The sequence below is a fragment of the Carboxydothermus islandicus genome (assembly GCF_001950325.1).
GTDB lineage: Bacteria > Bacillota > Z-2901 > Carboxydothermales > Carboxydothermaceae > Carboxydothermus > Carboxydothermus islandicus.
Window position 1 is genome coordinate 1 of record NZ_BDJL01000038.1, and the last position, 24,958, is coordinate 24,958.

The 24,958-nt window shown below is 42.9% G+C and carries 27 protein-coding genes; all 27 read right to left on the reverse strand.

Annotation, left to right across the window (positions count from 1 at the left end; translation table 11 throughout):
* The coding region (locus ciss_RS06495; RefSeq protein ID WP_174574967.1) for a site-2 protease family protein at positions 1–124 on the reverse strand (124 nt) is incomplete at its 3' end.
* Entirely contained in the window at positions 121–1,275 is a 1,155-nt protein-coding gene (locus ciss_RS06500) for a 1-deoxy-D-xylulose-5-phosphate reductoisomerase (protein WP_075865478.1), read from the reverse strand. The genes ciss_RS06500 and ciss_RS06495, both read right to left, overlap by 4 nt.
* A gap of 15 nt (positions 1,276–1,290) precedes the next feature.
* Entirely contained in the window at positions 1,291–2,346 is a 1,056-nt protein-coding gene (gene ytvI, locus ciss_RS06505; RefSeq protein WP_075865479.1) for a sporulation integral membrane protein YtvI, read from the reverse strand.
* Between the two features lie 9 nt (positions 2,347–2,355).
* Positions 2,356–3,117, reverse strand: coding sequence for a phosphatidate cytidylyltransferase (locus ciss_RS06510; RefSeq protein WP_075865480.1), 762 nt, complete (start codon positions 3,115–3,117; stop codon positions 2,356–2,358).
* Positions 3,118–3,130: 13 nt separating this feature from the next.
* Positions 3,131–3,898 (reverse strand): undecaprenyl pyrophosphate synthase, encoded by a 768-nt coding sequence (gene uppS, locus ciss_RS06515; protein WP_075865481.1) that lies wholly within the window; start codon positions 3,896–3,898, stop codon positions 3,131–3,133.
* Between the two features lie 151 nt (positions 3,899–4,049).
* Positions 4,050–4,214, reverse strand: coding sequence for a DUF362 domain-containing protein (locus ciss_RS06520; protein ID WP_075865482.1), 165 nt, complete (start codon positions 4,212–4,214; stop codon positions 4,050–4,052).
* Positions 4,204–4,419: a hypothetical protein gene (locus ciss_RS06525; protein WP_075865483.1), complete on the reverse strand. Its 216-nt coding sequence runs from the start codon at positions 4,417–4,419 to the stop codon at positions 4,204–4,206. Before ciss_RS06525 ends, ciss_RS06520 begins: the two co-directional genes overlap by 11 nt.
* A 2-nt stretch (positions 4,420–4,421) precedes the next feature.
* The gene (gene frr, locus ciss_RS06530; RefSeq protein WP_201787778.1) at positions 4,422–4,976 is read right to left on the reverse strand and encodes a ribosome recycling factor; all 555 of its coding nucleotides are present in this window, start codon (positions 4,974–4,976) and stop codon (positions 4,422–4,424) included.
* Positions 4,976–5,704, reverse strand: coding sequence for a UMP kinase (gene pyrH, locus ciss_RS06535; RefSeq protein ID WP_075865485.1), 729 nt, complete (start codon positions 5,702–5,704; stop codon positions 4,976–4,978). Before pyrH ends, frr begins: the two co-directional genes overlap by 1 nt.
* A gap of 80 nt (positions 5,705–5,784) precedes the next feature.
* Positions 5,785–6,438, reverse strand: a complete 654-nt coding sequence (gene tsf, locus ciss_RS06540; RefSeq protein WP_075865486.1) for a translation elongation factor Ts — start codon at positions 6,436–6,438, stop codon at positions 5,785–5,787.
* Positions 6,439–6,550: 112 nt separating this feature from the next.
* Positions 6,551–7,249 carry a 30S ribosomal protein S2 gene (gene rpsB / locus ciss_RS06545; RefSeq protein ID WP_075865487.1) on the reverse strand — a complete coding sequence of 233 codons (699 nt, stop codon included), beginning with the start codon at positions 7,247–7,249 and terminating at the stop codon, positions 6,551–6,553.
* A 155-nt stretch (positions 7,250–7,404) separates the two neighbouring features.
* Entirely contained in the window at positions 7,405–8,190 is a 786-nt protein-coding gene (gene codY, locus ciss_RS06550) for a GTP-sensing pleiotropic transcriptional regulator CodY (RefSeq protein WP_075865488.1), read from the reverse strand.
* Between the two features lie 36 nt (positions 8,191–8,226).
* A complete protein-coding gene (hslU, locus tag ciss_RS06555) occupies positions 8,227–9,612 on the reverse strand; it encodes an ATP-dependent protease ATPase subunit HslU (protein WP_075865489.1) in 1,386 nt (461 codons plus the stop codon).
* A gap of 1 nt (position 9,613) precedes the next feature.
* Complete coding sequence (gene hslV, locus ciss_RS06560) at positions 9,614–10,153, reverse strand: ATP-dependent protease subunit HslV (protein WP_075865490.1); 540 nt, start codon at positions 10,151–10,153, stop codon at positions 9,614–9,616.
* Positions 10,146–11,039: a site-specific tyrosine recombinase XerD gene (xerD, locus tag ciss_RS06565; RefSeq protein ID WP_075865491.1), complete on the reverse strand. Its 894-nt coding sequence runs from the start codon at positions 11,037–11,039 to the stop codon at positions 10,146–10,148. The genes hslV and xerD overlap by 8 nt, the downstream gene beginning before the upstream one ends.
* Positions 11,032–12,333: a methylenetetrahydrofolate--tRNA-(uracil(54)-C(5))-methyltransferase (FADH(2)-oxidizing) TrmFO gene (gene trmFO, locus ciss_RS06570; RefSeq protein WP_075865492.1), complete on the reverse strand. Its 1,302-nt coding sequence runs from the start codon at positions 12,331–12,333 to the stop codon at positions 11,032–11,034. Before trmFO ends, xerD begins: the two co-directional genes overlap by 8 nt.
* Positions 12,330–14,408: a type I DNA topoisomerase gene (gene topA, locus ciss_RS06575; protein ID WP_075865493.1), complete on the reverse strand. Its 2,079-nt coding sequence runs from the start codon at positions 14,406–14,408 to the stop codon at positions 12,330–12,332. Before topA ends, trmFO begins: the two co-directional genes overlap by 4 nt.
* A 14-nt stretch (positions 14,409–14,422) precedes the next feature.
* Positions 14,423–15,499, reverse strand: a complete 1,077-nt coding sequence (gene dprA / locus ciss_RS06580) for a DNA-processing protein DprA (RefSeq protein WP_075865494.1) — start codon at positions 15,497–15,499, stop codon at positions 14,423–14,425.
* A 78-nt stretch (positions 15,500–15,577) separates the two neighbouring features.
* A complete protein-coding gene (ligD, locus tag ciss_RS06585) occupies positions 15,578–16,417 on the reverse strand; it encodes a non-homologous end-joining DNA ligase LigD (RefSeq protein ID WP_077177487.1) in 840 nt (279 codons plus the stop codon).
* A 96-nt stretch (positions 16,418–16,513) separates the two neighbouring features.
* Complete coding sequence (locus ciss_RS06590) at positions 16,514–17,125, reverse strand: nitroreductase family protein (RefSeq protein WP_075865496.1); 612 nt, start codon at positions 17,123–17,125, stop codon at positions 16,514–16,516.
* Between the two features lie 37 nt (positions 17,126–17,162).
* Positions 17,163–17,960: a hypothetical protein gene (locus ciss_RS06595; RefSeq protein WP_075865497.1), complete on the reverse strand. Its 798-nt coding sequence runs from the start codon at positions 17,958–17,960 to the stop codon at positions 17,163–17,165.
* Positions 17,961–18,539, reverse strand: a complete 579-nt coding sequence (locus tag ciss_RS06600; protein ID WP_166503997.1) for a flavodoxin family protein — start codon at positions 18,537–18,539, stop codon at positions 17,961–17,963. It lies immediately after the preceding gene.
* A gap of 92 nt (positions 18,540–18,631) precedes the next feature.
* Positions 18,632–20,539, reverse strand: coding sequence for a selenocysteine-specific translation elongation factor (selB, locus tag ciss_RS06605; protein ID WP_075865499.1), 1,908 nt, complete (start codon positions 20,537–20,539; stop codon positions 18,632–18,634).
* Complete coding sequence (gene selA, locus ciss_RS06610) at positions 20,536–21,936, reverse strand: L-seryl-tRNA(Sec) selenium transferase (RefSeq protein WP_075865500.1); 1,401 nt, start codon at positions 21,934–21,936, stop codon at positions 20,536–20,538. The genes selB and selA overlap by 4 nt, the downstream gene beginning before the upstream one ends.
* A 4-nt stretch (positions 21,937–21,940) precedes the next feature.
* Positions 21,941–23,017 (reverse strand): cyclic dehypoxanthinyl futalosine synthase, encoded by a 1,077-nt coding sequence (mqnC, locus tag ciss_RS06615; protein ID WP_201787774.1) that lies wholly within the window; start codon positions 23,015–23,017, stop codon positions 21,941–21,943.
* Positions 23,008–23,853 carry a menaquinone biosynthesis protein gene (locus tag ciss_RS06620; protein WP_075865502.1) on the reverse strand — a complete coding sequence of 282 codons (846 nt, stop codon included), beginning with the start codon at positions 23,851–23,853 and terminating at the stop codon, positions 23,008–23,010. The genes mqnC and ciss_RS06620 overlap by 10 nt, the downstream gene beginning before the upstream one ends.
* Entirely contained in the window at positions 23,853–24,953 is a 1,101-nt protein-coding gene (gene mqnE / locus ciss_RS06625; RefSeq protein ID WP_075865503.1) for an aminofutalosine synthase MqnE, read from the reverse strand. Before mqnE ends, ciss_RS06620 begins: the two co-directional genes overlap by 1 nt.
* Between the last annotated feature and the right edge of the window lie 5 nt (positions 24,954–24,958).

The following is a 24,958-nucleotide window of genomic DNA, read 5'->3' on the forward strand; positions in this document are numbered from 1 at the left end:
GACCAAAACCGATGCTAAACTCTTTAACTACAATACCCACTTTTTTGGCCGCTAAAAAGTGACCAAGTTCGTGAATCCAAATTAAAAGAAAAAAGATAACTATCGAGGCAACCGCCGTTATCACCGCTGTTCACCACCTATAAATTTTCTTGCCAGTTCCCTTGCCCGAAAATCCACCTCTAAAATCGTTTCCAAATCCATTTTTACCGGTGAAAAACAGTTTAATACTTTTTCTACAATTTGGGCAATTTCCAGAAACTTAATTTTTCCTGACAAAAATGCTTCAACGGCTATTTCATTGGCAGCATTTAAAACCGCCGGATAAATGTTTCCGGCTTTGCCGGCCTGAAGAGCAAGTTTTAGAGCCGGAAAACGTTCATAGTCCGGTTTTTCAAAAGAAAGAACGCCGATTTCCGTTAAGTTTAAGCCCGGCAGGTTGTTGGAAAATCTCTCGGGATAAGTCAGGGCATATTGAATAGGATGCCGCATATCCGGAAGTCCCAGCTGAGCTAAAACTGAGCCATCATAAAACTCCACCAGCGAATGGATTACCGACTGCGGGTGAATTACCGGTTCAATTTTTTCATAAGGAATTTGGAATAAAAAGTGAGCTTCGATTATCTCCAATCCCTTATTCATTAAAGTCGCCGAATCAATGGTAATCTTATTGCCCATTTTCCAGCGGGGGTGCTTCAAAGCATCTGCCACGGTAACATTTTTTAACTGTTCCATGGTGTATTCCCTAAAAGGCCCCCCGGAGGCGGTAATGAGGAGTTTCTTCACCCACGCTAATTTTTCTCCTCTAAGAGCCTGAAAAATGGCCGAATGCTCACTATCCACCGGCAAAAGATTTTCCCCTAACTTCATCAGGGGGGTAATTATTTCTCCAGCAGCAACCATTGTTTCTTTATTGGCTAAATAAATTATTTTTCCTGCTTTTAAAGCTTCAATGGTAGGAAGCAAACAGACAGTACCGGGAATCGCCGTTATGATGCCATCAACCCCGGGTAATAAAGCCAAATTCAGCAGTTCTTTGTTACCAGTAGTAAGATGTATTCCGTGGTTTTTAAACTCCCGGTAATAAGTTTTATAACTTTCTTCATCGGCTAAAAAAGCGTACTTTACCTTAAAGCGCAGGCACTGCTCTAACAAAAGCTTACCGTTTTTTGCCGCAGCCAGGGCTACCACAGAAAATTTATCGGGAAAAAACTCGATAACTTCTAAAGACTGCCTGCCAATGGAGCCGGTGCTTCCTAAAATAACGATCCTTTTCATATTTCCTCCAGCACTTTATTTTTTGTGTAAGTTAATTATTTCCGCATCAATTAAGGCTTTAATTATTAAAAGAATAATCGGACCTGCTGCAATACCCAGGACCCCCATAAGCTTTAAACCTACGTACATAGAAATTAAAGTTGCTAATGGATCCAAACCAAGGTTCTCTGCCACAACCTTAGCTTCAACCACTTTTCTAAAGGCAGAAATAGCCAAATAGAGAATGAGAATTTCGACCGCCATCAAATATTTTCCCTGAATCAGCAGTATTCCCGCCCAGGGAAAAATTATCAGGCTCGGACCCACAATCGGAACCAAATCCAAAAATCCAATTATTAAACCCAGGGTAAGGGGGTAATCTGCGCCGATTAAATAAAGACCAAAAATGGTAAGAATGGTTGATATTCCTACTAAAATTGCCTGAGCTTTTAAAAATCTTAAAGCTGCAGCTATCGCTTCCTGAAAAACATATTCACTTTTTTGCCGGTAGTTTTCCGGTAGCATATTAAAAATTAACCGCTGGTACTGTGGTAAATCTTTGCTGAAAAAATAAGCAGCTATTAAAGCAATGAGTAAAATAATAATAAATTCAGGTACCTGAGCCAGGCCAACAAAAATGCCGGTAAAAAAGTTCTTTCCTACTTCCACCATCTGGTCTAATAACTTTTCGGCATTTTGTTTAATCGAGTCCGCCAGAGAAGGGGGAAGTTTACCCAGAAAACGGTTTCCCCCGGCAATCATAAAAGTAACCTGGTCTTTGATATTGGTTAGCATATCCGGTACGTAATTGGCTAACCGGTACAACTCGGTAACAAGTTTTACCAAAAAAGAAGAGATAACCGTTAAAAAAAGTATTAATAATATTGTCAGAGAAAGGCCCGTACCAATAGCCCGCTTGAGATTAAATCTTCTCTCAAGATAACTTACCATTGGCTCCAAAATTATTGCAATAAATATGCCAATAATAAACGGCAACAAGTAGAGCACCGATATTTTATAGATAAGCCACAGGCCTAAAATCCCGGCCAGAAGCCCCAAAAAATAAATGCCGTACCTTTTCCAATTTTCCATAATCCACCCCTAATTAAATAATAAATAAAGATAGTAAAAAACCGGCGCGGAAAGCAGTACCCCATCAAATCTATCCAGTATCCCCCCATGTCCGGGTAAAATTTCTCCCGAGTCTTTCACTCCAGAAAAACGCTTGATAGCCGATTCAAAAAAATCCCCCGCCTGAGCTACCAGAGCAGTAACAAAGGCAAGCGGCAGCAGGGTAAAGCTTCCTAAAACAAAGTTACCGTAAAAGAGCGCGATTAATAAAGCTCCTATTAACCCTCCCAAAGCCCCCTCCACACTTTTTTTTGGACTTAAAGCCGGTGCAATTTTCCTCCTGCCAAATTTTTTTCCAATAAAGTAGGCAAAAGTATCGTTAGCCCAGATTAGCAGAAAGTAAAACAAAAACAGTCGAAACCCCGGAGGGGTGTTTCTAATTTCATAAAGAAAAATAAATAAAAAAACATACATTAAACCGGTATAGGTATAAAAAAATTCCATGATATTGTGCTTTTGGTGCTTGACCAAATAATAAATGCCCGTAGCAATGAAAAAGAAATAGGGAAGAATTTCTCTGGAAACCAAATCAAAAAAGCCAAGCAACAGCAAGAAATAGGCAAGGGGGGCATAAAGTTTAAGCTCTTTCGTTAAAAACATCCGGTATAGTTCATAAAAACCTATTAACGCCATTAAAGCGGTTAAAACCTTAAGGTAAACTCCGCCTAAGTAGCCAACCATTAAAAATCCGGGCAGAGCAACAAGGGCAGTAATAATCCGATAACTTAACATCTATCACTTCTCCTTACGGGTAACTTACGCCGCCAAAGCGCCGTTCGCGTTTTTGGTAGTCTTTAATTGCCTGCAGCAAATGTTCTTCGGAAAAATCCGGCCATAAAACATCTGTAAGCCAGATTTCACTGTAGGCAATTTGCCAGAGCAGAAAATTACTGATGCGAATTTCCCCCGACGGTCGAATTAAAAGATCGGGATCGGGGATTTCCCGGGTATAGAGGTAGTTGGCAAAAACTTCTTCATTGATCTGTTCCGGCAATAATTTTCCATCCTTTATCTCGTGAGCAATCTTCTTAGCCGCTTCCACAATTTCCCTTCGGCCTCCGTAATTTAAAGCCAAGATTAGATTTAAACGGTTGTTATTCCGAGTTTTTTCTATACCTTGGGTTAAGGCTATCCGGGCCTTTTCCGGAAGTTCGGAAATTTCTCCTATTACCGTGAGCCTCACCCCTTCCCGGTTTAGCTCATCGGTCTCCTTTTCAATATACTCCACTAAAAGGTTCATCAAAACATTAACTTCTTCCTGCGGACGCCTCCAGTTTTCCGTAGAAAAAGCATAGAGGGTGAGGTAGGGAACGTTTAGTTTGGCGCAGAGCTTTACCACCCGCCGAACCGTTTCTACCCCGGCCCGGTGGCCAAAGTAGCGCGGCATTCCTCGTTTTTTAGCCCACCGTCCGTTACCATCCATAATAATGGCAATATGCCGGGGCATTTTTCTGAAATCGAGGTCGCTTAAATCTATTTGATTGTTTTTCTTGCGAAATATGTTAAAATCCATCGTTCGCCTCCAGAAAAGCTTAAACTCCATGTCCAATATCTTTTGTACTTTTATATTATATCGTATAAACTTCTTTCATAAAAGACAATTTCCAATTACTTCCCTAAAAATGACTAAACCCCCTCTTTTAAGAGGGGGTCTTATGTTTAAATTACTCTTCCACAATGGCACCTACCGGACAAGCTTCAACGCAAGTCCCGCAGTTCTGGCAAGCATCGGTGATTTTGTAAATATCACCTTCCACGATGGCATTATGGGGGCAGCTATCCATGCAGGTCCCACAAGCCAGGCACTCCTCGGTAATTCTATAAGCCATCGATTGCACCTCCTTTCTCGTAATCGGTAAAACCGATTACGATTCTTCCCTCGGTTTCTCCCCTTTTTATTTGTAAAATTCGAGGGTCACCCTTTGGAAAATACTTACCGGGCGGAGAAGTGATAACTATCTCCCATTTTAAATTTTCCTTTAAAATTTTCCTTAGCCCGGTTTCGCAATCAACACCTAACAGTTCCCGTTCCATAGCTAAATACTCAATATTTCATCTTCTTTAGCTTTTAAGAGCTCATCTACCGACTTAATAAACTTATCGGTTAGTTTCTGAACTTCCTCCTGACCGCGTTTTCCTTCATCCTCGGAAATAACTTTCTCTTTTTCCAGGTCCTTAATCTGGTCGTTAGCATCCCGCCGAATATTGCGAATTGCCACCCGCGCTTCTTCAGCTTTTTTCCGGACCACCTTCACCAGTTCCTGGCGGCGCTCCTGCGTAAGGGGAGGAATAGCAAGCCGGATTACACTTCCATCATTGGTGGGGGTTATACCGAGATCCGATTTCAGAATAGCTTTTTCAATTGCCCCCAGAGCTCCTTTATCCCAGGGCTGGATTACCAGTAAGCGGGGTTCGGGAGCGGAAATGGTAGCCAATTGATTGACCGGCATCTGGGTCCCATAGTAATCCACAACTACTTTTTCTAATAATGCCGGAGTAGCCCTGCCTACCCGCATGGTAGCAAATTCTTTTTTTAAAACTTCAATTGCCTTTTGCATGTGATCCTGGGCTTCCTTTAAAATATCCTGAATCACTTGCGCTCACCCCCAACTATGGTGCCAATATTCTCCCCTAAAATCACCCGCTTGATATTCCCAGGGACTTCGAGATTAAAAACAATGAGCGGAATATTATTATCCATACAAAGGGAGGTAGCGGTGGAATCCATTACTCCCAGGCCGCGATTTAGAACTTCAATATATTCCAATTCATCAAATTTTTGTGCATTGGGATTTTTCAAGGGGTCAGAATCATACACGCCATCTACTCTTTTCGCCATTAAAATAACATCCGCCTCAATTTCGGCCGCACGCAAGGCTGCGGTGGTATCGGTGGAAAAATAAGGATTACCGGTACCAGCTGCAAAAATAACTACCCGGCCCTTCTCCAGATGACGTATGGCCCGCCGCCGAATATAAGGCTCGGCAATCTGCCGCATTTCAATTGCCGTTTGGACCCGGGTATCAATGCCGAGCTTTTCCAACGCGTCCTGCAGGGCTAAAGAATTTATTACCGTAGCTAACATTCCCATATAATCGGCGGTAGCCCTGTCCATGCCTTTAGCACTTCCGGAAAGACCCCGCCAGATATTCCCCCCACCAACAACCACAGCAACCTGTATCCCAAATTCCTTTATTATCTCCGCAATTTGGCCGGCTATCGAATTTACAACCTCCGGATCAATTCCGTATCCTTTTTCACCGGCCAATGCTTCACCGCTCAACTTTAAAACTACCCTTTTATATTTAGGTGAAGGCACGTTTTTACCTCCAGTTCCTGACAATGATAATTCTACAAATGTAGAAAAAATCCTGTAAAAGTTCACCCTTGTGAAAATAATTATTTATTAACCTTCATTGCCGCCGCTACTTCGGCAACGAAATCCTCTTCTTTCTTGGCTAAACCTTCGCCCAATTCAAAGCGAACAAAACGGCGAATGTTGATATTTTCACCAATCTTCGCAATTTTCTCGGTCAGAAGGTCTTTTACGGTAATATCGGGATTTTTAATGAAGGGCTGTTCCAAAAGACAGACTTCTTTAAAGAACTTTTCCAGACGACCTTCCACCATTTTTTCTACCACGTTTGCCGGTTTACCTTCATTTAAGGCCTGAGCCTTTAAGATTTCCCGTTCTTTTTCAATGACTTCCTGCGGCACATCTTCCCGTCGTACATACTCGGGTTTGGCTGCAGCAATTTGCATAGCAATATCCCGGGCAAAAGCTTTAAACTCATCGGTTTTCGCCACAAAGTCGGTTTCGCAGTTGATTTCTACTAAAACACCAATCCGCCCGCCACCGTGGATATATGCTTCAACAACCCCTTCGGTAGCAACCCGACCAGCTTTTTTCGCCGCCGCGGCTAATCCTTTTTGCCGTAAAATTTCAATTGCTTTTTCCATATCACCGTTGGCTTCCTCTAACGCTTTCTTGCAGTCCATCATGCCCGCACCGGTTCTTTCCCGGAGCTCCTTAACCATTTGTGAAGTTATCATTTATGTACCTCCTTTAAATTTTTAATAGTACCCATAAAAATTATGCCCGATAGGGCAAAATCTTACAACCTATTTTTTGTTCATAAAAAAGGTAGGGTTTAATCCCTACCTTTTATTCCGCATATTGCTCGCCTTGACGGCCTTCAATTACCGCATCAGCAATTTTGGAAGTAATTAACTTTACCGCCCGGATAGCATCGTCGTTCCCGGGAATTACGTAATCCACTTCGTCGGGATCACAGTTAGTATCCACAATAGCCACAATTGGAATATCAAGTTTCCGGGCTTCCGCAACGGCAATTTTTTCTTTCCGTGGATCAACCACAAACAATGCATCGGGTAATTTTTTCATTTCTTTTATACCCGATAAAAATCGGGTGAGCTTTTCCTTTTCTTTTAAAATTTTTGCTACCTCTTTTTTGGGAAGTACAGAAAAAGCTCCTTCTTCTTCCATTTTTTCAATTTCAATAAGCCTTTCTACCCGTTTTCTAATGGTTTTAAAGTTGGTAAGGGTACCTCCAAGCCACCGTTGATTTACGTAAAACATTCCGCAACGTTCAGCTTCTTCCTTGATGGCATCCTGCGCTTGCTTCTTTGTTCCTACGAATAAAATCGTACCACCCTGCGCCGACAATTCTTTAACAAAGCTATAAGCTTCCTCTAACTTCTTGGCGGTTTTCTGCAGGTCAATGATGTAAATCCCGTTCCGGTCGGTAAAGATATACTCCGCCATTTTGGGGTTCCAGCGCCGGGTCTGATGACCAAAATGAACCCCCGCTTCTAAAAGTTGCTTCATGGAAATTACAGCCATTTAAGAATCCTCCTTCTGGTTTTTTCCTCCGCCCGGTTCATCCAGGCTAAAGACCATCGCTGGCACCCTTTAGCCGGTCGCCGGGAGTGCGTTTTCGACACCGTTAAAGATTGTATCACAATTTATTTTTCCCTGCAAGGAGCAAGTTATAATTCTTAACTATTTAGTTTTTCTAATTCTTCAAAAAGGTGATCATTTAAAACCTTAATGTAAGTACCTTTCATCCCCAGGGATTTTGATTCAATTACCCCGGCACTTTCAAATTTACGCAGGGCATTGACAATTACCGAACGGGTTATTCCCACCCTGTCGGCAATCTTGCTGGCAACTAACAGGCCTTCGTCCCCATCCAACTCTTCAAAAATATGCTTAATGGCATCCAATTCGGAGTAAGAAAGGGTAGCCAGGGCAATTTGGACCGCTGCTTTTTTCCGGGCTTCTTCTTCCACTTTCTCCGCCTGGGCCCGCAGAATTTCCATACCGATAACCGTAGCCCCGTATTCAGCCAGGACCAAATCGCCATCGGTAAAGGATTCATCAAATTTGGCTAATACCAGGGTACCTAAACGTACCCCACCTCCAACAATGGGAACAACGGTCATTACCTTGTTTTGGGAAATGCATTGCACATCCTGAAAGAAAACGCAGGCATTAGCTTTCTGGCAGAAGTTAGCATGGGTTTCGGTAATTTTCAAAAGAAAATTTTCATTGTAATCTTCGGGAAACCGTTCGGTTTCTTCCACTACCTGCCGCATAATATCACAGGTGAAATTTTTAAAAAAGGCGTGTCCTAAAATTTTCCCTTTCCGGCTTACGATATATACGTTACAGTTGATATTTTCGGAAAGAACCTGAGCAATTTCCTCAAAATCCACCGGATTTCCTGCTGCTTTCTGCAATATACGGTTGATGCTCCGAGTTTTTTCCAAAAGTGTTCTCATCCCATTTCCTCCTTACTAAAATTAAAATATTTGCGTTTATAAAATATACCTTGATAAATCGGCATCGTGAACTATTTCACTTAACTTTTCCTGGACAAACTTCCGGTCAATTACCACCGTTTGCCCCCACATCTCCGGAGCGTTAAACGACAAATCTTCGAGAACTTTTTCTAAAATCGTAATAAGCCGCCTTGCACCAATATTTTCATTCCGTTCGTTTACAGTATAAGCCATTTTTGCAATTTCTTCAAGGGAATCTTCAGTAAATTTCAAGTTAACCCCTTCGGTAGCCAGTAACTCAATATACTGTTTGGTAAGGGCATTTTCCGGAACGGTAAGGATTTTTTTAAAATCTTCCACGGTCAAACTCTTTAATTCCACCCGAATGGGAAAGCGCCCCTGCAGTTCCGGTATTAAATCCGAAGGCTTACTCATATGAAAGGCACCGGCCGCTATAAATAAAATATGATCGGTTTTCACCGGCCCGTATTTGGTTAAAACCGTTGAGCCTTCCACAATGGGCAAGATATCCCTCTGCACTCCTCCCCGGGAAACATCGGGACCATGGGTATTGCCGGTGGAAGCGATTTTGTCGATTTCATCCAAAAAGACAATGCCGTCTTCCTCTGCCCTTTTGATGGCTTCCCGTTGCACTTCATCCATATCAATTAATTTTTGGGCTTCCTGTTGCGTTAAAATTTTCAGAGCTTCTTTTACCGTGACCCGCCGTTTTTTCCGTCGGGGAGGAATCAGGCCACCCAAAATATCCTGAAAGTTTAGCCCCATTTCTTCAATACCCCCGACGCCAAAAACCTCCACCATGGGAGTTTTTTGCTCTTCAACCTCAATCTCGACCATTTCATTATCCAAAAAACCCTTTTTTATTTTATCCTGAAGTTCCCGCCGGCGATAATTTAATTCATCATAAGCAGGGTCCGTTTTAGCTGTGTCCTCCCGGATACCGCCAAAAAACATTTCAAAAGGATTTTTTATATTGTCCTTTTTGGGATTGGGGATCATAATTTCGGAAAGCCTTTCTACCGCTAAATTATAAGCTTTATCCTCCACCATTTTAATCTTTTCTTCCCGCACCATCCTGAGGGAAGTCTCCACCAAATCCCGAATCATCCCTTCGACATCCCGGCCAACATAACCTACTTCGGTAAATTTCGTGGCCTCCACCTTCACAAAAGGAGCTTTAATTAATTTCGCCAGTCTCCGGGCTATTTCGGTTTTACCCACACCGGTGGGCCCGATCATTAAAATGTTTTTGGGTATAATTTCATCTTTTAAGTGGGGAGGCAAAAGTTTTCTTCGATACCTGTTTCTTAAGGCTACCGCCACCGCTTTTTTGGCCGCTTCCTGCCCTATTATATATTTATCCAAATACTCAACTATTTGCCGGGGAGTTAAATTTTCCAAATTATTCACCTCCAATGGTCTCCACCGTAATAAAATCATTGGTATAAACACAGATTTCCTGGGCAATTTTTAAACTTTCTATCACTATTTCCCGGGCTGATAAATTGGTATGATTAAGTAAAGCCCGGGCCGCCGCTAAAGCATAATTTCCACCCGAACCTATAGCTAAAACTCCATCATCCGGCTCAATTACCTCACCGGTACCGGATATTAGCAGTATCCTTTCCCTGTCCGCCACTAAGAGCATGGCTTCCAGTCGGCGTAAAAATTTATCGGTGCGCCAGGTTTTTACCAGTTCCACCGCTGCCCGGGTAAGATTACCCTGACTTTCCTCAAGTTTTTTTTCAAATAAATCAAATAAAGTAAAGGCATCGGCAACGGCACCAGCAAATCCGGCCAGAACTTTACCCCGATATAGTTTCCTTATTTTATTTGCCCGTCGTTTGATAACCGTCTGCTGCCCGAAAGTAACCTGACCGTCACCGCCAATGGCTACTTCTCCGCCTCGCTTTACCGCCACAATTGTGGTTCCTTCAAACATCATTTTTCTCCTCCCTGTTTCGCGGATGGGTTCTAAGGTAAACCTCCCTTAACCGCTCCTTACTGAGGTGGGTATACACTTCGGTGGTTGACAAGCGTCTATGGCCCAGCAATTCCTGCACAGCCCTGATATCCGCTCCCCCCTCTAAGAGATGAGTTGCGTAACTGTGGCGAAAGGTGTGGGGGGTGATTTTTCGATTGAGCCCCGCTTTTTTAACAATCTGCGAAATCAGAAAGCGAATTCCCCGTACAGTTAAGCCCATACCCCGCTGATTAAGGAACAACTTTTCCGATTGGGGTTTAAGAGCCGGTCTTCCTACTTCCAAATACAACCTTAAGCTGTCTAAGGCGTATTTTCCCAAGGGGACAATCCGCTGTCTTCGTCCCTTACCGGTAACCCGTACATAACCCTGGGTTAAATCAAGGTCGTTTAACGTTAAACCCGCAATTTCCCCAATTCTTAAACCTGCTCCGTAAAACAACTCCAGGAGCGCTCTATTGCGCATACCTGCTGGTGTGGAGTTTTCCTGGCCTTCAATCACTTTAAACACTTCGTCCACCGTTAAAACTTCCGGCAATGTTTTGGGAATCTTGGGGATTTCAAGGCTTAACGCTGGATTATCTTTGATAAAACCGTTTCTTTTTAAAAAACGGTAAAAAGATCTGAGAGCAACCATTTTTCGGGCTACCGTTCTCCGGCTACGATTTTTCCTCAGAATGTCTACCAAAAACCGCTTTAAATCCACTTCATTTACCGTTAAAAAACTTTTTCCCTGTAAAAATTCTTGAAAATCTAAAATATCCCTTTCGTAAGCGGCAATGGTATTCGGGGAATAATTTCTTTCAAGTAATAAATAATTTAAAAAAGCTTTAAGCTCCTCAGCCATTGACCGCAAGCCACCTTTTTAAATCTTTTAAACTTCTTTCAGCTAAAAGCTTATACCTTTCTTTTTTGTTTTTTATTTTTCGGTCCAGAGGTTTTACCAAGCCAAAATTTACTCCCATCGGCTGAAAGTTATCTACCGGGGCAGTGTTTAAATAACGTATGAGCCCGCCTAACATGGTGGTTTCCGGTAACGGCTCGGGCATTTTCCCAAATATCCCGGAAGCGGCAATTCCGGCCCAAGCCCCGGTAGCTATCGCTGCCACATACCCTTCCCCGCCGGTTATCTGACCGGCAAAAAACAATCGGGGATATTTTTTCAAGTTTAAATAAGGAGTTAATAAAGCGGGAGAGTTGATAAATGTATTTTTATGCATCACTCCAAAGCGAATAAATTCGGCATTTTCCAAACCGGGTATCAGGCGAAAAACCCGGTTTTGTTCCTTCCAGGTAAGATTTGTTTGAAAACCTACCAGATTATAATAATCCCCTGCTAAATTTTCCCGGCGTAATTGGACTACCGCATACGGTTCTTTTCCGGTTCTTGGATCAATAATCCCTTTAGGTTTTAGAGGGCCAAACCTCAAAGTATCTTTACCCCTTGAAGCGATAACTTCTATTGGCAGGCAACCTTCATAATAAATGTCTTTTTCAAAAGGTTTTAAAGGATGCCGTTCAGCAGTAATCAACGCTTCATAAAACCTCAGATACTCTTCTTCATTCATTGGAGCATTTAAGTAGTCCTTATCCTGCTGGTACCGCCCGGCAAAAAACAATTTTTCCATATCCAGGCTTTCACCGGCGACTATAGGAGCTACCGCATCAAAAAAGTAAAGATAATCGCTTTCCAGGTATTTTTTTAAATTCTCAGCTAAAGCTTTTGAGGTTAAGGGGCCCGAAGCAATTACCGTAACTCTTTCGGGGTTAATATCTACAACCTCTTCCCGTATAACTTCTATTAATGGGTGGTAGGAAAGCCTTAAGGTTACTTCTTCCGCAAATAAATTTCGGTCAACGGCCAGAGCATTGCCCGCGGGAACCCGGTTTCTATCAGCCACCTTTATAACAAGGCTATCCAAAAACCGTAACTCCTCTTTCAATAACCCCGCTGCATTGTCTAAATTTATACCCCCTAAAGAATTACTGCACACTAATTCGGCAAAAAAGGGAGTTTGGTGCGCCGGAGTAAATTTTTTCGGGCGCATTTCAAATAACCGTACTTTAATTCCCCTTTTGGCCAGCTGCCAGGCAGCTTCAGCACCGGCAAGCCCGGCCCCAACCACATCAACTTCTTTCATTGTACTTCCTCCAACGGCTCCGTATGCTTACAATCAGGGTTGGTACAGAGAAGGTACGGTGGCTTTTTCTTCGGTCGTTTTTCTACCATAACACTTTGACAATTGGGACATTTTTTGCTGCTGGGCAGATCCCAGCTAACAAAGTCACAGGACGGATAATTGGAACAACCGTAAAAAACCCGTCCTTTCTTTGATTTTTTAACTATGATTTCACCACCGCACTGGGGACAGGTAGCACCGGTTTTTTGCACAAAAGGTTTAATAAATTTACACTCGGGATAACCCGGACAAGCCAAAAACTTGCCAAAGCGACTGGTTCTGACTACTAAGTTTCTTCCACAATTAGGACATTTTTCCTCCGTCTCCTCTAATGGCAGGATGATTTTTTCAATTTTTTCGTAAGATTGCCGCAAAGTTTCATTAAATGGTTCGTAAAAACTTCTTAAAACCTCAATCCAATTTTTTTCTCCTTCTTCAATCTGGTCAAGTTTTTCTTCCATTTCAGCGGTAAATTCCACATCAATAATGTCCGGAAAATGTTCCTTTAGTAAATCTACAACTATCCGGCCAAGTTCGGTGGGTTTTAATTGCTTTTTATCTTTTTCCACGTAGCCCCGTTTTAAGATAGTTTCCAAGATAGGCGCGTAAGTACTCGGTCGCCCAATTCCCTTTTCTTCTAAAGCTTTAATTAAAGTAGCTTCGGTATACCGTGGCGGGGGCTCGGTAAAATGCTGCTTTGGCTCAAGCTTTAGCAAGGTCAAGATTTGCCCTTCCATTAAAGGAGGTAATTTCTCCTTTTCTTCCCCTTCCTCTTCCTCTACCTGATAGATCTTGGTAAAACCAGGAAATCTAAGGATTGACCCCGTCGCCCTGAATAAATAATCTCCCGCTTCAATCTCCACCGTAGTCACGTCATACTGAGCCTCGCTCATTTGACTGGCCACAAATCGTTCCCAGATTAATTTATAAAGTTTATACTGATCGGGAGTTAAGTATTGTTTAATTTTTTCCGGGTCTTTTTCTATATCGGTAGGCCGGATGGCTTCATGGGCATCCTGAATTTTCCCCTTCGGAGCTTTGGTCTTTTTCTCAGTTCCTACATATTCTTCGCCAAAAACATTTTTAATATATGCTGCTGCTTTTGCTTTCGCCTCTTCCGCTATCCGGGTAGAGTCAGTTCTGATATAGGTTACTAAACCGGTAACTCCGTATTCGCCAATTTCCAGTCCCTCGTAAAGGGCCTGGGCAATTTGCATGGTTTTTTTGGCCGAAAAGTTCAACCTTTTCGACGCTTCCTGCTGTAAGGTACTGGTAATAAAAGGCTCCGGAGCAGATTTTTTGGTAAGCTTTTTCGTGATTTTAACAACTTTAAAATCCCTTTGCGAAACCTCAGTAATAATCCGCTCCATTTCATCTTTATTTTTTATTTCTATTTTGCGATTTTGGTATTTAGAAAGCTTTGCTTTAAACTTTTTCTTTTCCGCTTCAAGATGAGCCGTTAAACTCCAGTATTCCTCCGGTACAAATTTTTCAATTTCTTCTTCCCGTTCACAAATAAGCCTAACCGCTACCGATTGCACCCGTCCGGCCGATAATCCTTTTTTGATTTTTCGCCAAAGCAGGGGACTTAATTTATAACCGACAATCCGGTCTAAGATCCTCCGGGCTTGCTGGGCGTAAACCCGGTTGTAATCTATTCCCCGGGGATTGGCAATTGCCTGTAAAACCGCATCTTTGGTAATTTCATTAAACTCTATTCTAAGGTCTCCATTATCTTCTAAATCCAGTACTTCCTTTACGTGCCAGGCAATGGCTTCCCCTTCCCGGTCCGGGTCAGAAGCTATGTAGACCTTTTCCGCCCTGGCCGCTTCTTCTTTTAATTCTTTTATAAGCTCTTTTTTACCCCGGATTATTTCGTAGGTAGGCGCAAAATCTTTTTCAATATTTACTCCAAAACGATAGGTGGGTAGATCCCGGATATGTCCCATGGAAGCTTTTACCACATATTCTTTGCCCAAAAATTTTCCGATAGTTTTAGCTTTTGCTGGAGACTCAACTATCACTAATTTTTTCAAATCAAAATCACCTCTTAAACTTTGGTAAACTTACCTCCAATTTGCTTTTTCACAAAACCTTTAATCTCCAGGAAGGAAATTTCTCTTAATACCTCTGAAACCTGGACATTTAAGCGATAAGCTACCTCTTCCGCGGTTAAATCCTCATTTACTAAAACCTCTAAAATTTTTCCGGCAAGACCGAACGCTTCTGGCTTTGATCTTTGAACTTCAAAACCATTACCAAATAACGTGCCAAATCCAAGTTCCTCAAGAACCTCCGTTCCTTTTAAAGCAATTCTGGCCCCATCTTTTAATAAAAGATTAGTGCCAGCACTTAAAGGTGAAGTTATCATCCCCGGAACAGCAAATACTTCTCTTCCCAACTCAAGGGCAATCCTGGCGGTTATCAGGCTTCCGCTCTTTAAGGCAGCTTCCACTACCACAATACCTTCGGCCAGAGCTGCAATTAAGCGGTTACGAACGGGAAAAAGGTAAGGTAAGGGCATCATTCCCGGTAAAAACTCCGAGATGATTAATCCTTTTTTGATTATCTCCCGGTAAAGTTTTTCATTTTCCCGGGGGTAAGGTACATCAATTCCCGAACCTAAAACCGCCACCGTTGCTCCCGCCCTTACCGCCCCCCGGTGGGCTTCACCATCGATTCCCCGGGCTAAACCGCTTATTACCGTGATCCCAGCTCCAGCTATTTCCTCGGCAAAAGTTTTGGCAACTTTTAAGCCGTAGGATGAAGCACGCCTCGCTCCAACAATCCCAACCATGGGCGTTTTTAAAAGCTCCAGGTTACCCCAGCAAAATAACACCACCGGTGGGTCGTACAGGTGTAGTAACCGCTCAGGATACTGCTCCTCCCCAAAGGTTACAATCTTTATCCCCAGGTTTGAGCAGTGCTCCTTTACCCTTTCGGGATTAAATTCAGAAATTTTCCGGGTAAGGTTATTGATTTCCGCGGGCGAAAAGCTAAATTCCTTTAATGTTTTTTCCGGATTAACTACAATTTCTTCTACCGGGATACCTTCCTTAATTAAATGGAAAAGTTTTTGATTATAGTATACAGAAGCTAAGGTTAAATAATAATCGCTGTTTTGCAAAAAATCAACCCCAAAAAATATTTTTTAAATTACCTTACTTTACTTTAAAATATTTTTCTAAATTTTTCTATAACCTTTTTAAAGAAGTTTTAATAAATCTTCTAAAGAATACTGCCTGGAAAATAAATCCCAGACCTCACCCTCTTTTTTAAGCCTCTGAGGAATCGTTTTAATGTTAAAATCCAGGGGATTAATTTTACCGCTGCTTATTTCTTCCCAGGTAAGAGGTGTGGAAACCCCCGCTCCGGCAAAAGCTCGAATACTGTAGGGCAGAATAATCGTTTTACCGTATCGATTGTGGCTGTAATCCAGGTAGACTTTTCCTTCCCTTTCAGCCCGGTAATCCTGCAGGGCAACCCTTTGCGGATGAGCTTTTTCCACCAGGCTTCCGATAAATTTAGCAATGTTAACCAGAGTTTCGTTTTTATAACGCGGAATCACCGGTACTAAAATATGCAGGCCCATTAATCCTGAAGTCTTCGGATAACCCTCTAACCCATACGAATTAAGGACTTCCCGAATTAACAGGGCAACTTCCACGCACTCCCGAAATCCGGAAGGAGGAAAAGGATCAAGGTCAAAAAGCAACAAATCGGGAAATCTTTCCTGCCCGGCTTTTGCTAAAAGGCCGTGCATTTCAATACAACCCTGCTCAATTAGCCACTTCAAAGTAGGAAAATCTTCAACCAGTAAACTGGTTTTTTCATTAATTCTTTTTTCATGATAAACCAGAGCACCGGGAGCATGGGCAATTTTCCCCCGCACGTAATAACTTTCCCTGCCAACCCCTTCGGGATAAAATTTGACAAAAAAGGGCCGTCCCTGCAAGTACGGCCGTAAATATTCCCAGGTTTTGCTGTAATAAGCAATAATTTCATCAAGATAAATTCCCTCGGGATAAACCAAGTCTTTTACCACGATCCCACCTTCTTTTTTTGTATAATTTACCCGGAAAATTAATGATAATACAAAAAATCGTGCAGCTCAAGCCACACGATTTTTTCTAAACATCCATTAAAAGCCGATAAATTGTATTTTTCCGGTTTTTCTTGGCGGCACAGGAGGAGTTTGGTCGGGATACCCCAGTACCACCGCACACACGAATTCCTTATCGGTAACCCCCAAAAAACGGTCGATCTCATCGGCTACATATCTGGGACCGGTCATCCAGCACGTCCCCAGCCCTCGTTCATAAGCCAAAAGCATTAAATTTTCCACCAGGGCCGAGACGCTCATGATGGCTTCGATCCTATTTTCTTCATTATAATGACGTTCATAGCCACTCATTAGATGGTTAACTGAAAATTCGTATTTGGGAATGTAAAACAAAATAATTACCGGCGCGTCACCAACATTTTCAAAAAACTGCAGGGTAATTTTTACGATTTTTTCCGGAAAAAGTTCTTCTAATTTTGGCTTAATATGCTTACCTGATTCAGCAATAAGCCTGGCAAGCTCATCCCGCTTTTCCCCACCAACCACGTAGATTTCCCAGGGCTGGCGGTTTTTCCCGGAAGGTGCCCAGATTGCCGCTTCTAAAAGCTCTTCCACCACCTCCCGCGGCACCGGGTCTTTTTTAAACTTTCTAATACTTCTTCTCCCCTTTAAAATTTCTTTTAACTCCATCTTCCCCCTCCTTAAAAATACCGGATTAAATCCGGCTTTATTTCCTTATACGGTCGCAGGGCACATCGCAAGGACAGTTTCTCTTGCTATCTTTCAGCGCCGGTTCTCCTTTAAGAGCTTTAATTAAATTTAATAATTCTCCTACCTCATCCTCATTTCCTTCTACAATAAACGTTTTTCCCCCTTCGGCTCCCCCTATACCACCGCTACCCGCTACCACAACTTCGATGTCAGGATATAAAGCTTTTATAGCCGAAATTTCCGTAAATATTTCGGCATCTCCAACCACTGTATAGCCAAATTTTTGCCCTAAAGCTTTATCCATAGTGTAAATACCGGTAAATTCGGCTGCTTTCCTCACCGAAGGCACCATTTTCTCCAAACCAGCAGGAATAATAAACCGTATGCCCCGGGCACGAATTAGCGGGTAAGCCCGGCCTATAGTCCCTCCCCGGGAGTCGGAAGTAATGATTCCGGCAAATCCTTCCGCATCTATAGCATTGGCTCCCTTCAAAAACACATCATCCCGTTCCATTTTTTCAAGAGCTTCCTGCCAGCTAAGTTCCGATAACTGACCCCGTTCCAGCACCACCGGTGGAATCCTCCGGCCTGGGTCGGTTACGCACTGTCCTTTGGGCGTTATTACCCCCGCCGTATACCATTCCCGTTCAATTTCCCTGCCGGTTAATTCTTCCACGATATAGCCGTTAGTTGTTCCTCCGGCAATAACCACAATCCCTTCCTTCAAAGCTTTGGCAATCGCCGGGTGTTTTTTAATACCTTTGGCAATCAACCTTTTTCCTTCAGCCACCGTTAAGGAAAAAGCTGCCCTCATTTATAACACCCCCATTTGCTTAAGAGCTTCTAAAATCCGGTTAAAATTACCGGGATCTTTTTGAATTTCGCCCTTTTCTTCCAAGTTTTTAAAGCCAACAATCTTAAACTCCTCAACTTCTAAAACATTACTTAAATACCTCAAGGTAATTTCCGCCCCGGTAAACACGTTGTTAAAATTAGTACCGGCGGTTAGTAAATACAAACCTTTTCGCCTTTTTTGCAGCATTTCCGCCTGCTTTAAAACGTACTTCTGCGCCCAGTAAGGTTGCAGCCGGTCGATTATAGCTTTGGCCTGAGCACAAAGCCCCATGGCATATATCGGAGATGCCATAACCAGGAAATTAATTTGCGGAAGTAACTCATAAATTTCTGTCAGGTCATCCTTTTGCACGCATCGCCCATCCCGGCTGCATAAATTACACCCAAAGCAAGGATTGATTTTTTTGTGGAAAGTGTTTATGAAAACCCCGTCTCCTTTAGCCTTTAAGAGAGTTTCCACATACCGGGCTGCGGTATCGCTATTGCCCCCTATCCGCGGACTGGTAGAAAGAATTAAATACTTAAGGGAGTTCTCCACGGCCATCTCCCTTCTTTTCGCTCACAACATAGTAATTTTCACAAATCTCCAGGGGACGTCTTTTTACCCGAAAAACCTTCTTTTTCCGCAATCTAATCCCTCCTTGCTAAAACCCTCTTATCTCCAAGCCGCCGGGTAATTTTTAGCTGATCCAGGGTTTCTAACAACGGTAAAGCATATTTACGGGAAATACCAAGAAGCTCACGAACATCGGCAATTACTATTTCCCCTTTTTCCTTTAAAAGCTTCGTAATCCTGACCATCGCTTCTTCAAAATGCTGGCGGTCTAAATATATTTCTTCGTCAATCTTTATTAATTCCCCTTGCTCCACCAGATAATTTATTAACTCTACCGCCAAATCTTCTTTAATACTAAAATTGGGCAAAATAACTTTTAGATTTTCCGGTGTTAGAGCAGCTTGTTTAAAGTAGTTTATAATTCTTTCCTTTGCTTTTTCCAGTTCCGCAGTAAATTCCGGGAAGTGGTCAGGTAAGGCTACTTTATTTCCACTTACTTTTAGTTCTTTTCTCTCTTCCGCAATTTCCAGAAAAGCTGAAAACTCTCGCGGAGTAAAATCATTAAAAAGTTTACTTTTTAACTCATCTTTAGGGATTCCTATTCGTAACGGGTATTGCCGGTGGTATGCCTGTAAAAACTCTTTTGTTTTGGTTAAGATCTTAGCATAATTTTCTGCCGCATAATAAAGTTTTTCTCTTGATTGGTAAATTTTGTTGCCTGCGAGTAATCTGTTTATACTTTCCTCTACCGTCGGTGCAGGCAAGGTGGTTTTCTGTTCAATAACTTTTTGTTCCATGGGTTTTGGATTATGCAAAAGAACGTTTAAAACTAACTCCGCAGGTTCTCCTTTTTCTTTAATTTTTAAATTTTCAATTACTTCCGCCCGAAAACGCTTGTATTTTCTTGCAGGATAAGGATCTAACACCTGTCCACCACCAATAGTCACCATAGGCGAATAGGAACGAATGATAAACCGATCAGAGCGGTCGGCTACTACCGAATCCTCTAACATTATTTGCGCATAAGCTTCCCCACCCGGCTCTAACTCTTCCCGGTCTAAAAGCAGCACCCTTCCCAGCCGCTCCGCCGTTCCCAGATAAAAACGTATCTGCTGCCGGTGGTGAACGGGCTTTTCTTGCGAAGCAAGAACCGTAAATTTAACGTCAAGCAACCGGGTGGGCTTTAAAACGCCAAGAGTTACAACCCAATCGCCCCGTTCAAGATCTTTAACCTCTACATCCGCTAAATTAATCGCTACCCTCTGGCCGGCAATAGCTCTCTCCACTTTTTGCCCGTGAACCTGCAGGTTTCTAATCTTTTTGGTTAGCCCCCGGGGAAGAATTTCTACCGTTTCTCCTACCGTAAGTTCCCCAGACCAGAGGGTACCGGTAACGACCGTCCCAAACCCGGCAATGGTAAAAACCCGGTCAATGGGCAGGCGGGCATAATGGGACCGGGATTTTTCCTCCACTTCTTCCGCAACCCGATCAATCTCCGCAAGTAAAGTTGTAATCCCTTCCCCGGTAATTGATGATACGGGGATAATAGGAGCATTTTCGAGAAAACTTCCTTTGACAAATTCTTTGATATCCTCAACTACAAGATTTAACCAGTCTTCATCCACTAAATCTTTCTTCGTTACCACAACGATTCCTTTTTTTATCCGTAAGAGCTTTAAAATATCCATATGCTCCCGGGTCTGGGGCATAATGCCCTCATCGGCTGCAATAACTAAAAGCACCAGGTCAAACCCCATAACCCCGGCCAGCATATTTTTAATAAACCGCTCATGCCCGGGAACATCAACGATCCCGGCTTTCTTCCCCGAAGGAAGGGTCAGGTGAGCAAAACCAAGTTCGATGGAAATTCCCCGTTTTTTCTCTTCCTTTAAGCGGTCGGTATCTATTCCCGTAAGCTTTTTTATTAATTCTGTTTTTCCGTGGTCTACATGCCCTGCGGTTCCAATGATAAAGTATTTCATTTCCGGTCACCCACCAGATGCTTTTCCAGTAATTTTTGGCAGTAATCTATTTCTTCCTCCTGAACCGTTCTTAAATCGATGATAAACTTATCATCCTCAATCCTTCCCAAAAGGGCAGGATTTTCTTCCCGGACAGCTTTTGCTAATTTTTCCACCGAAAGGTGATGGGGGTTAATTTTTATCACGTAAGAAGATAGATAGGTTCCGGGAAAAGCCCCCCCACCTACTTCCGATTTACCTTTATCCAGGGATATTTCCGCAGGTAATTTGGCCCTTATAAGTTTACGATAAAGCTTTTGCGCCCGCTTTTTTATTTTTTCGGGCGGTTCGGTTAACATCCGTAAAACCGGTATTTTGGTCAGAAAATCTCTTTCAAAGTAAAGCATTAAGGTTGCCTGCAAAGCTGCTACGGTCATTTTATCAATCCTAATAGCCCGGGTAAGAGGATGTTTTTTCATTCTGGAAATAAACTCTTTCTTGCCCGCAATAATCCCCGCTTGCGGACCACCTAAAAGTTTATCTCCGGAAAAGGTAACTACATCCACCCCCGCCGCCAGAACTTCCTGCACCGTTGGTTCGTTCGGTAATCCGTAAGGGGTTAGATCCACCAAACTGCCGCTTCCCAGGTCCCACATTACCGGAATTCCCTTATCTCTTCCGAGCTGCACCAAATCGGCAATTTCCACCGACTGAGTAAAGCCAATAATTCTGTAATTGCTGGTATGTACCCCGAGTAAAAGGCCGGTATTATCATTAATAGCCGCTCGATAATCGTCAAGCCGGGTTTTATTGGTGGTACCAACTTCTTTTAAAATGGCCCCGCTTCTTTCCATTATCTCGGGAATCCTGAAAGCTCCGCCTATTTCCACCAGTTGGCCCCGGGAAACTATCACTTCTTTCCCAGAAGCCATACTGCTTAAAGCTAATATTACCGCCGAAGCATTATTGTTCACCACCAGTGCATCTTCAGCACCGGTTAACTCGCAGAGATATTCCACCACGTGGTCGTAACGGGAACCTCTTTTCCCGGTTTTTAAATCCAGCTCCAAGTTGCCGTAACTGCCCGAGACCTTTCGTAAAGCTTCTACCGCCTCCGGGGCCAGAAGAGCCCGACCCAGGTTGGTATGTAAAACCACCCCGGTACCGTTAACTACCCTCCGGTAGGGAGGCAGAAAAAAGCTTTCAATCTTTCTTTGAGCTAAGTTAACAACCTCCTGAAATTCCAGCGGCTTTTGCCGCTGGCCAGAGACAATCTCGCTTCGGAGTTCATCCAAGACCTCCCGCACTTTCCGGGTAATAATCTCCCGCTGATAACGGTTTAAATGGTCCTGAAGTTCCGGTGCTTTTAAAATCTCATCCACCTTGGGAATGGAGCGCAGTAATTTTTCCAAGGCCATCGGCTCACTCCTCATAAACTTCCAAAATTTCGTAATGGGTGTTGCGCTTGGCCGGAATAAATCCGGCTTCCCGGATTGTCTTGATTATTTCGTTCATCGGTATGCGATAAGTAACTCCTGCCGCCCGGACCACATTTTCCTCAAGCATAGTTGAGCCAAAATCATTAGTCCCAAAATATAACGCTAATTGAGCTATTTTAGCCCCTTGAGTGACCCAGGAAGCTTGAATGTTGGGAAAATTATCAAGATAAATCCGGGAAATTGCCACCGTCTTTAAGTAATCCATCCCACCAGCGGGTAAGAGATGGGCCAAAGCTGTATTGGCCGGCTGAAACGACCAGGGTATAAAAGCTGTAAAGCCGCGGGTTTTATCCTGTAATTGGCGCAAATTTTCCAGGTGAATAATCCGGTCTTCGTAATTTTCCACATGCCCGAACATCATCGTTGCCGTAGTCTTCATCCCCAGGCTATGAGCCGTTTCCATTACTTCCAGCCACTCCGCCGCGGAAATTTTATTGGGACTAATTTCCTTCCGCACCCGGTCGGATAATATTTCCGCTCCACCTCCGGGTAACGATTGAAGTCCACTTTCTTTTAATTCCTTTAAAACCTCTACTACGCTTAAGCCCTCTTTTTTAGCCAGGTACACAATTTCCGGCGGGGAGAGGGAATGGATTTGTATCGATGGAAATCTTTTCTTTATCCGGGAAAACAAGTTTTTAAAGTACTCCAGCCCTAAATCGGGATGGGTACCTCCCTGCATTAAGAGTTGGGTACCCCCTAAGTTAACCAGCTCTTCAATTTTGGCAAAGATTTCTTCTAAACTTAGAACGTAACCCTCCGGATGACCGGGAGGACGATAAAAAGCACAAAACTTGCAGGCCGTCGAGCAGATATTGGTATAATTTACATTACGGTCAACCACAAATGTAACGATATTTTCGGGATGCAGACGACGGCGGACAAGGTTGGCAAGTCGCCCTAAGTTGTATAAATCTCCCTGTTCAAACAATAAAACTCCTTCACTAAAACTTATCCTTTCCCCCGCTTCTATTTTGGCGTAAACTTTTTTTACATCCAATCGTCTTCCCTCCATACCTTTACCGAAACCCCTGCCGGCGCTTCGCCTATCTTAGAAGCCAGGCGGTAAAACTCCAAAAGACCCGCAAACTCCCTCTCGGAGAGTTCATGGGAAATAATTTTTAAATACCCGTCAATTTCCTCAGGAGTAAATGGATATTTTCTACTGCCAAATTCAACCATTTCCTGCCAGTGAGCATATGAGTAATTTTTAGCCTGAAAAAACAGTTCGCTTAACTTTTTAATTTTTAAAGGCTCTTTCTGGCAGGTCTCCCGGTGGACCGCCCATACCGCATAAACCATAGGTAACCCGGTAAGTTTTTTAAAAGCTTCGCCCAGGTCCAAAACCTCCAAATTTTGGGGTAAATGATAATACCCCGTTAAAGCTTTATCACCAATTAAAAGGACTCCGTCCAAATCGGTCTTGCGGAAAAATTCAATGTCCAAATCCATGGGTATATATTGGGGTTGGGCCCCGAAAAGTTCTTTTAAGATTATTTTTAATAATACCACCGATGTTGCCGACTCCCTGGTTACACCAACTTTTTTTATGTCCTGAATTCTTCCGGAAAATTCTTTTCGGTAAAAAAACATCACGCTCAGTACCGGACCATCGGCGGCAATGGAAAGATCAGGTAAGATTAAAAGTTCTTGATAGTTTCTGGCGTATTCAATGGAGGAAAGGGGAGTTACGTCTAACCGGTGTTTTAAAAAAAGTTGATTTAACTCGGCCGGGGGACCTGAAAAAAGTTCAACCTCCGCAAAACCATTTTTCTCAAAAGGATAATATAAGGGTAAGCAGTTTAAGTAGCTTACCCGTCCAAGCCGTAATTTCATTAAAAATCCTCCCGTACCACATTGTAAAGGGTATCTCTTTCTACCGGTTGTCTTCCTGCTTCCCGTATAAGGTGCAGAATTTCCTTTTTGGTCATAGCTTGAGAGGTGGTAGCTCCGGCAGCATGGGTAATCCGTTCTTCTACCACCGTGCCATCAATATCATCCACCCCAAAGGAAAGGGAAATTTGAGCAAGCTTTGGTCCCACCATGATCCAGAAAGCTTTAATGTGGTCAAAATTATCGAGCATTAAGCGGCTGATAGCCAGCATTTTTAAATCTTCAACTCCGGTAGTTAAGGTTTTAACTTCACCCTCTAACCCGGTGTTTTTAGGATGAAACGCTAAAGGAATAAACGACATAAAACCGCCGGTTTCATCCTGAAGTTCCCGCAACATAATTAAATGATTTAATCTTTCTTCAATGGTTTCAACATGTCCGTAAAGCATGGTGGCATTACTTCTAAGCCCAAGCTTATGGGCGGTTCTCATGACTTCCAGCCAGCGTTCGCCGGAAATTTTTTTCTCGCAAATTCTCTTTCTAACCCTCTCGGAAAAAACTTCCGCACCTCCGCCGGGCAACGAGCCCAGGCCGGCATCTTTTAAAATTGTCAGCACTTCCTCCAAAGACTTTCCGGAAATACGAGAAAAGTAGTCAATTTCCACCGCCGTAAAAGCCTGAATATGCACTCCGGGTAAAGCTCTCGAAACTCTCTTTACCATCTCCACGTAAAAATCAAAAGGCAAATCGGGATGAAGACCACCTACAATGTGAATTTCACTTATCCCATCATCTTTAGACTCTAAAGCCCGCGCTTCAATTTCGTCAAGGCTCATCTGGTATGCTTCCGGAGAGTCCTTGTCCACCCCAAAGGCACAAAGTTTACAACGATTCACACAGATATTGGTGGGATTAATATGGCGGTTTACAATAAAATAAGCTTTATTGCCATTTTTTCTTTCCCGGACAATATTGGCAAGATAACCAATCCCTATAAGGTCGGAGGAGTTAAAAAGGGTTAGCCCGTCTGCAAAGGAAAGACGTTCACCCTTCTCCACTTTATCGTAAATTTTTTCTAAATTTTTATCGGTAAAAGCAAACATCCTTC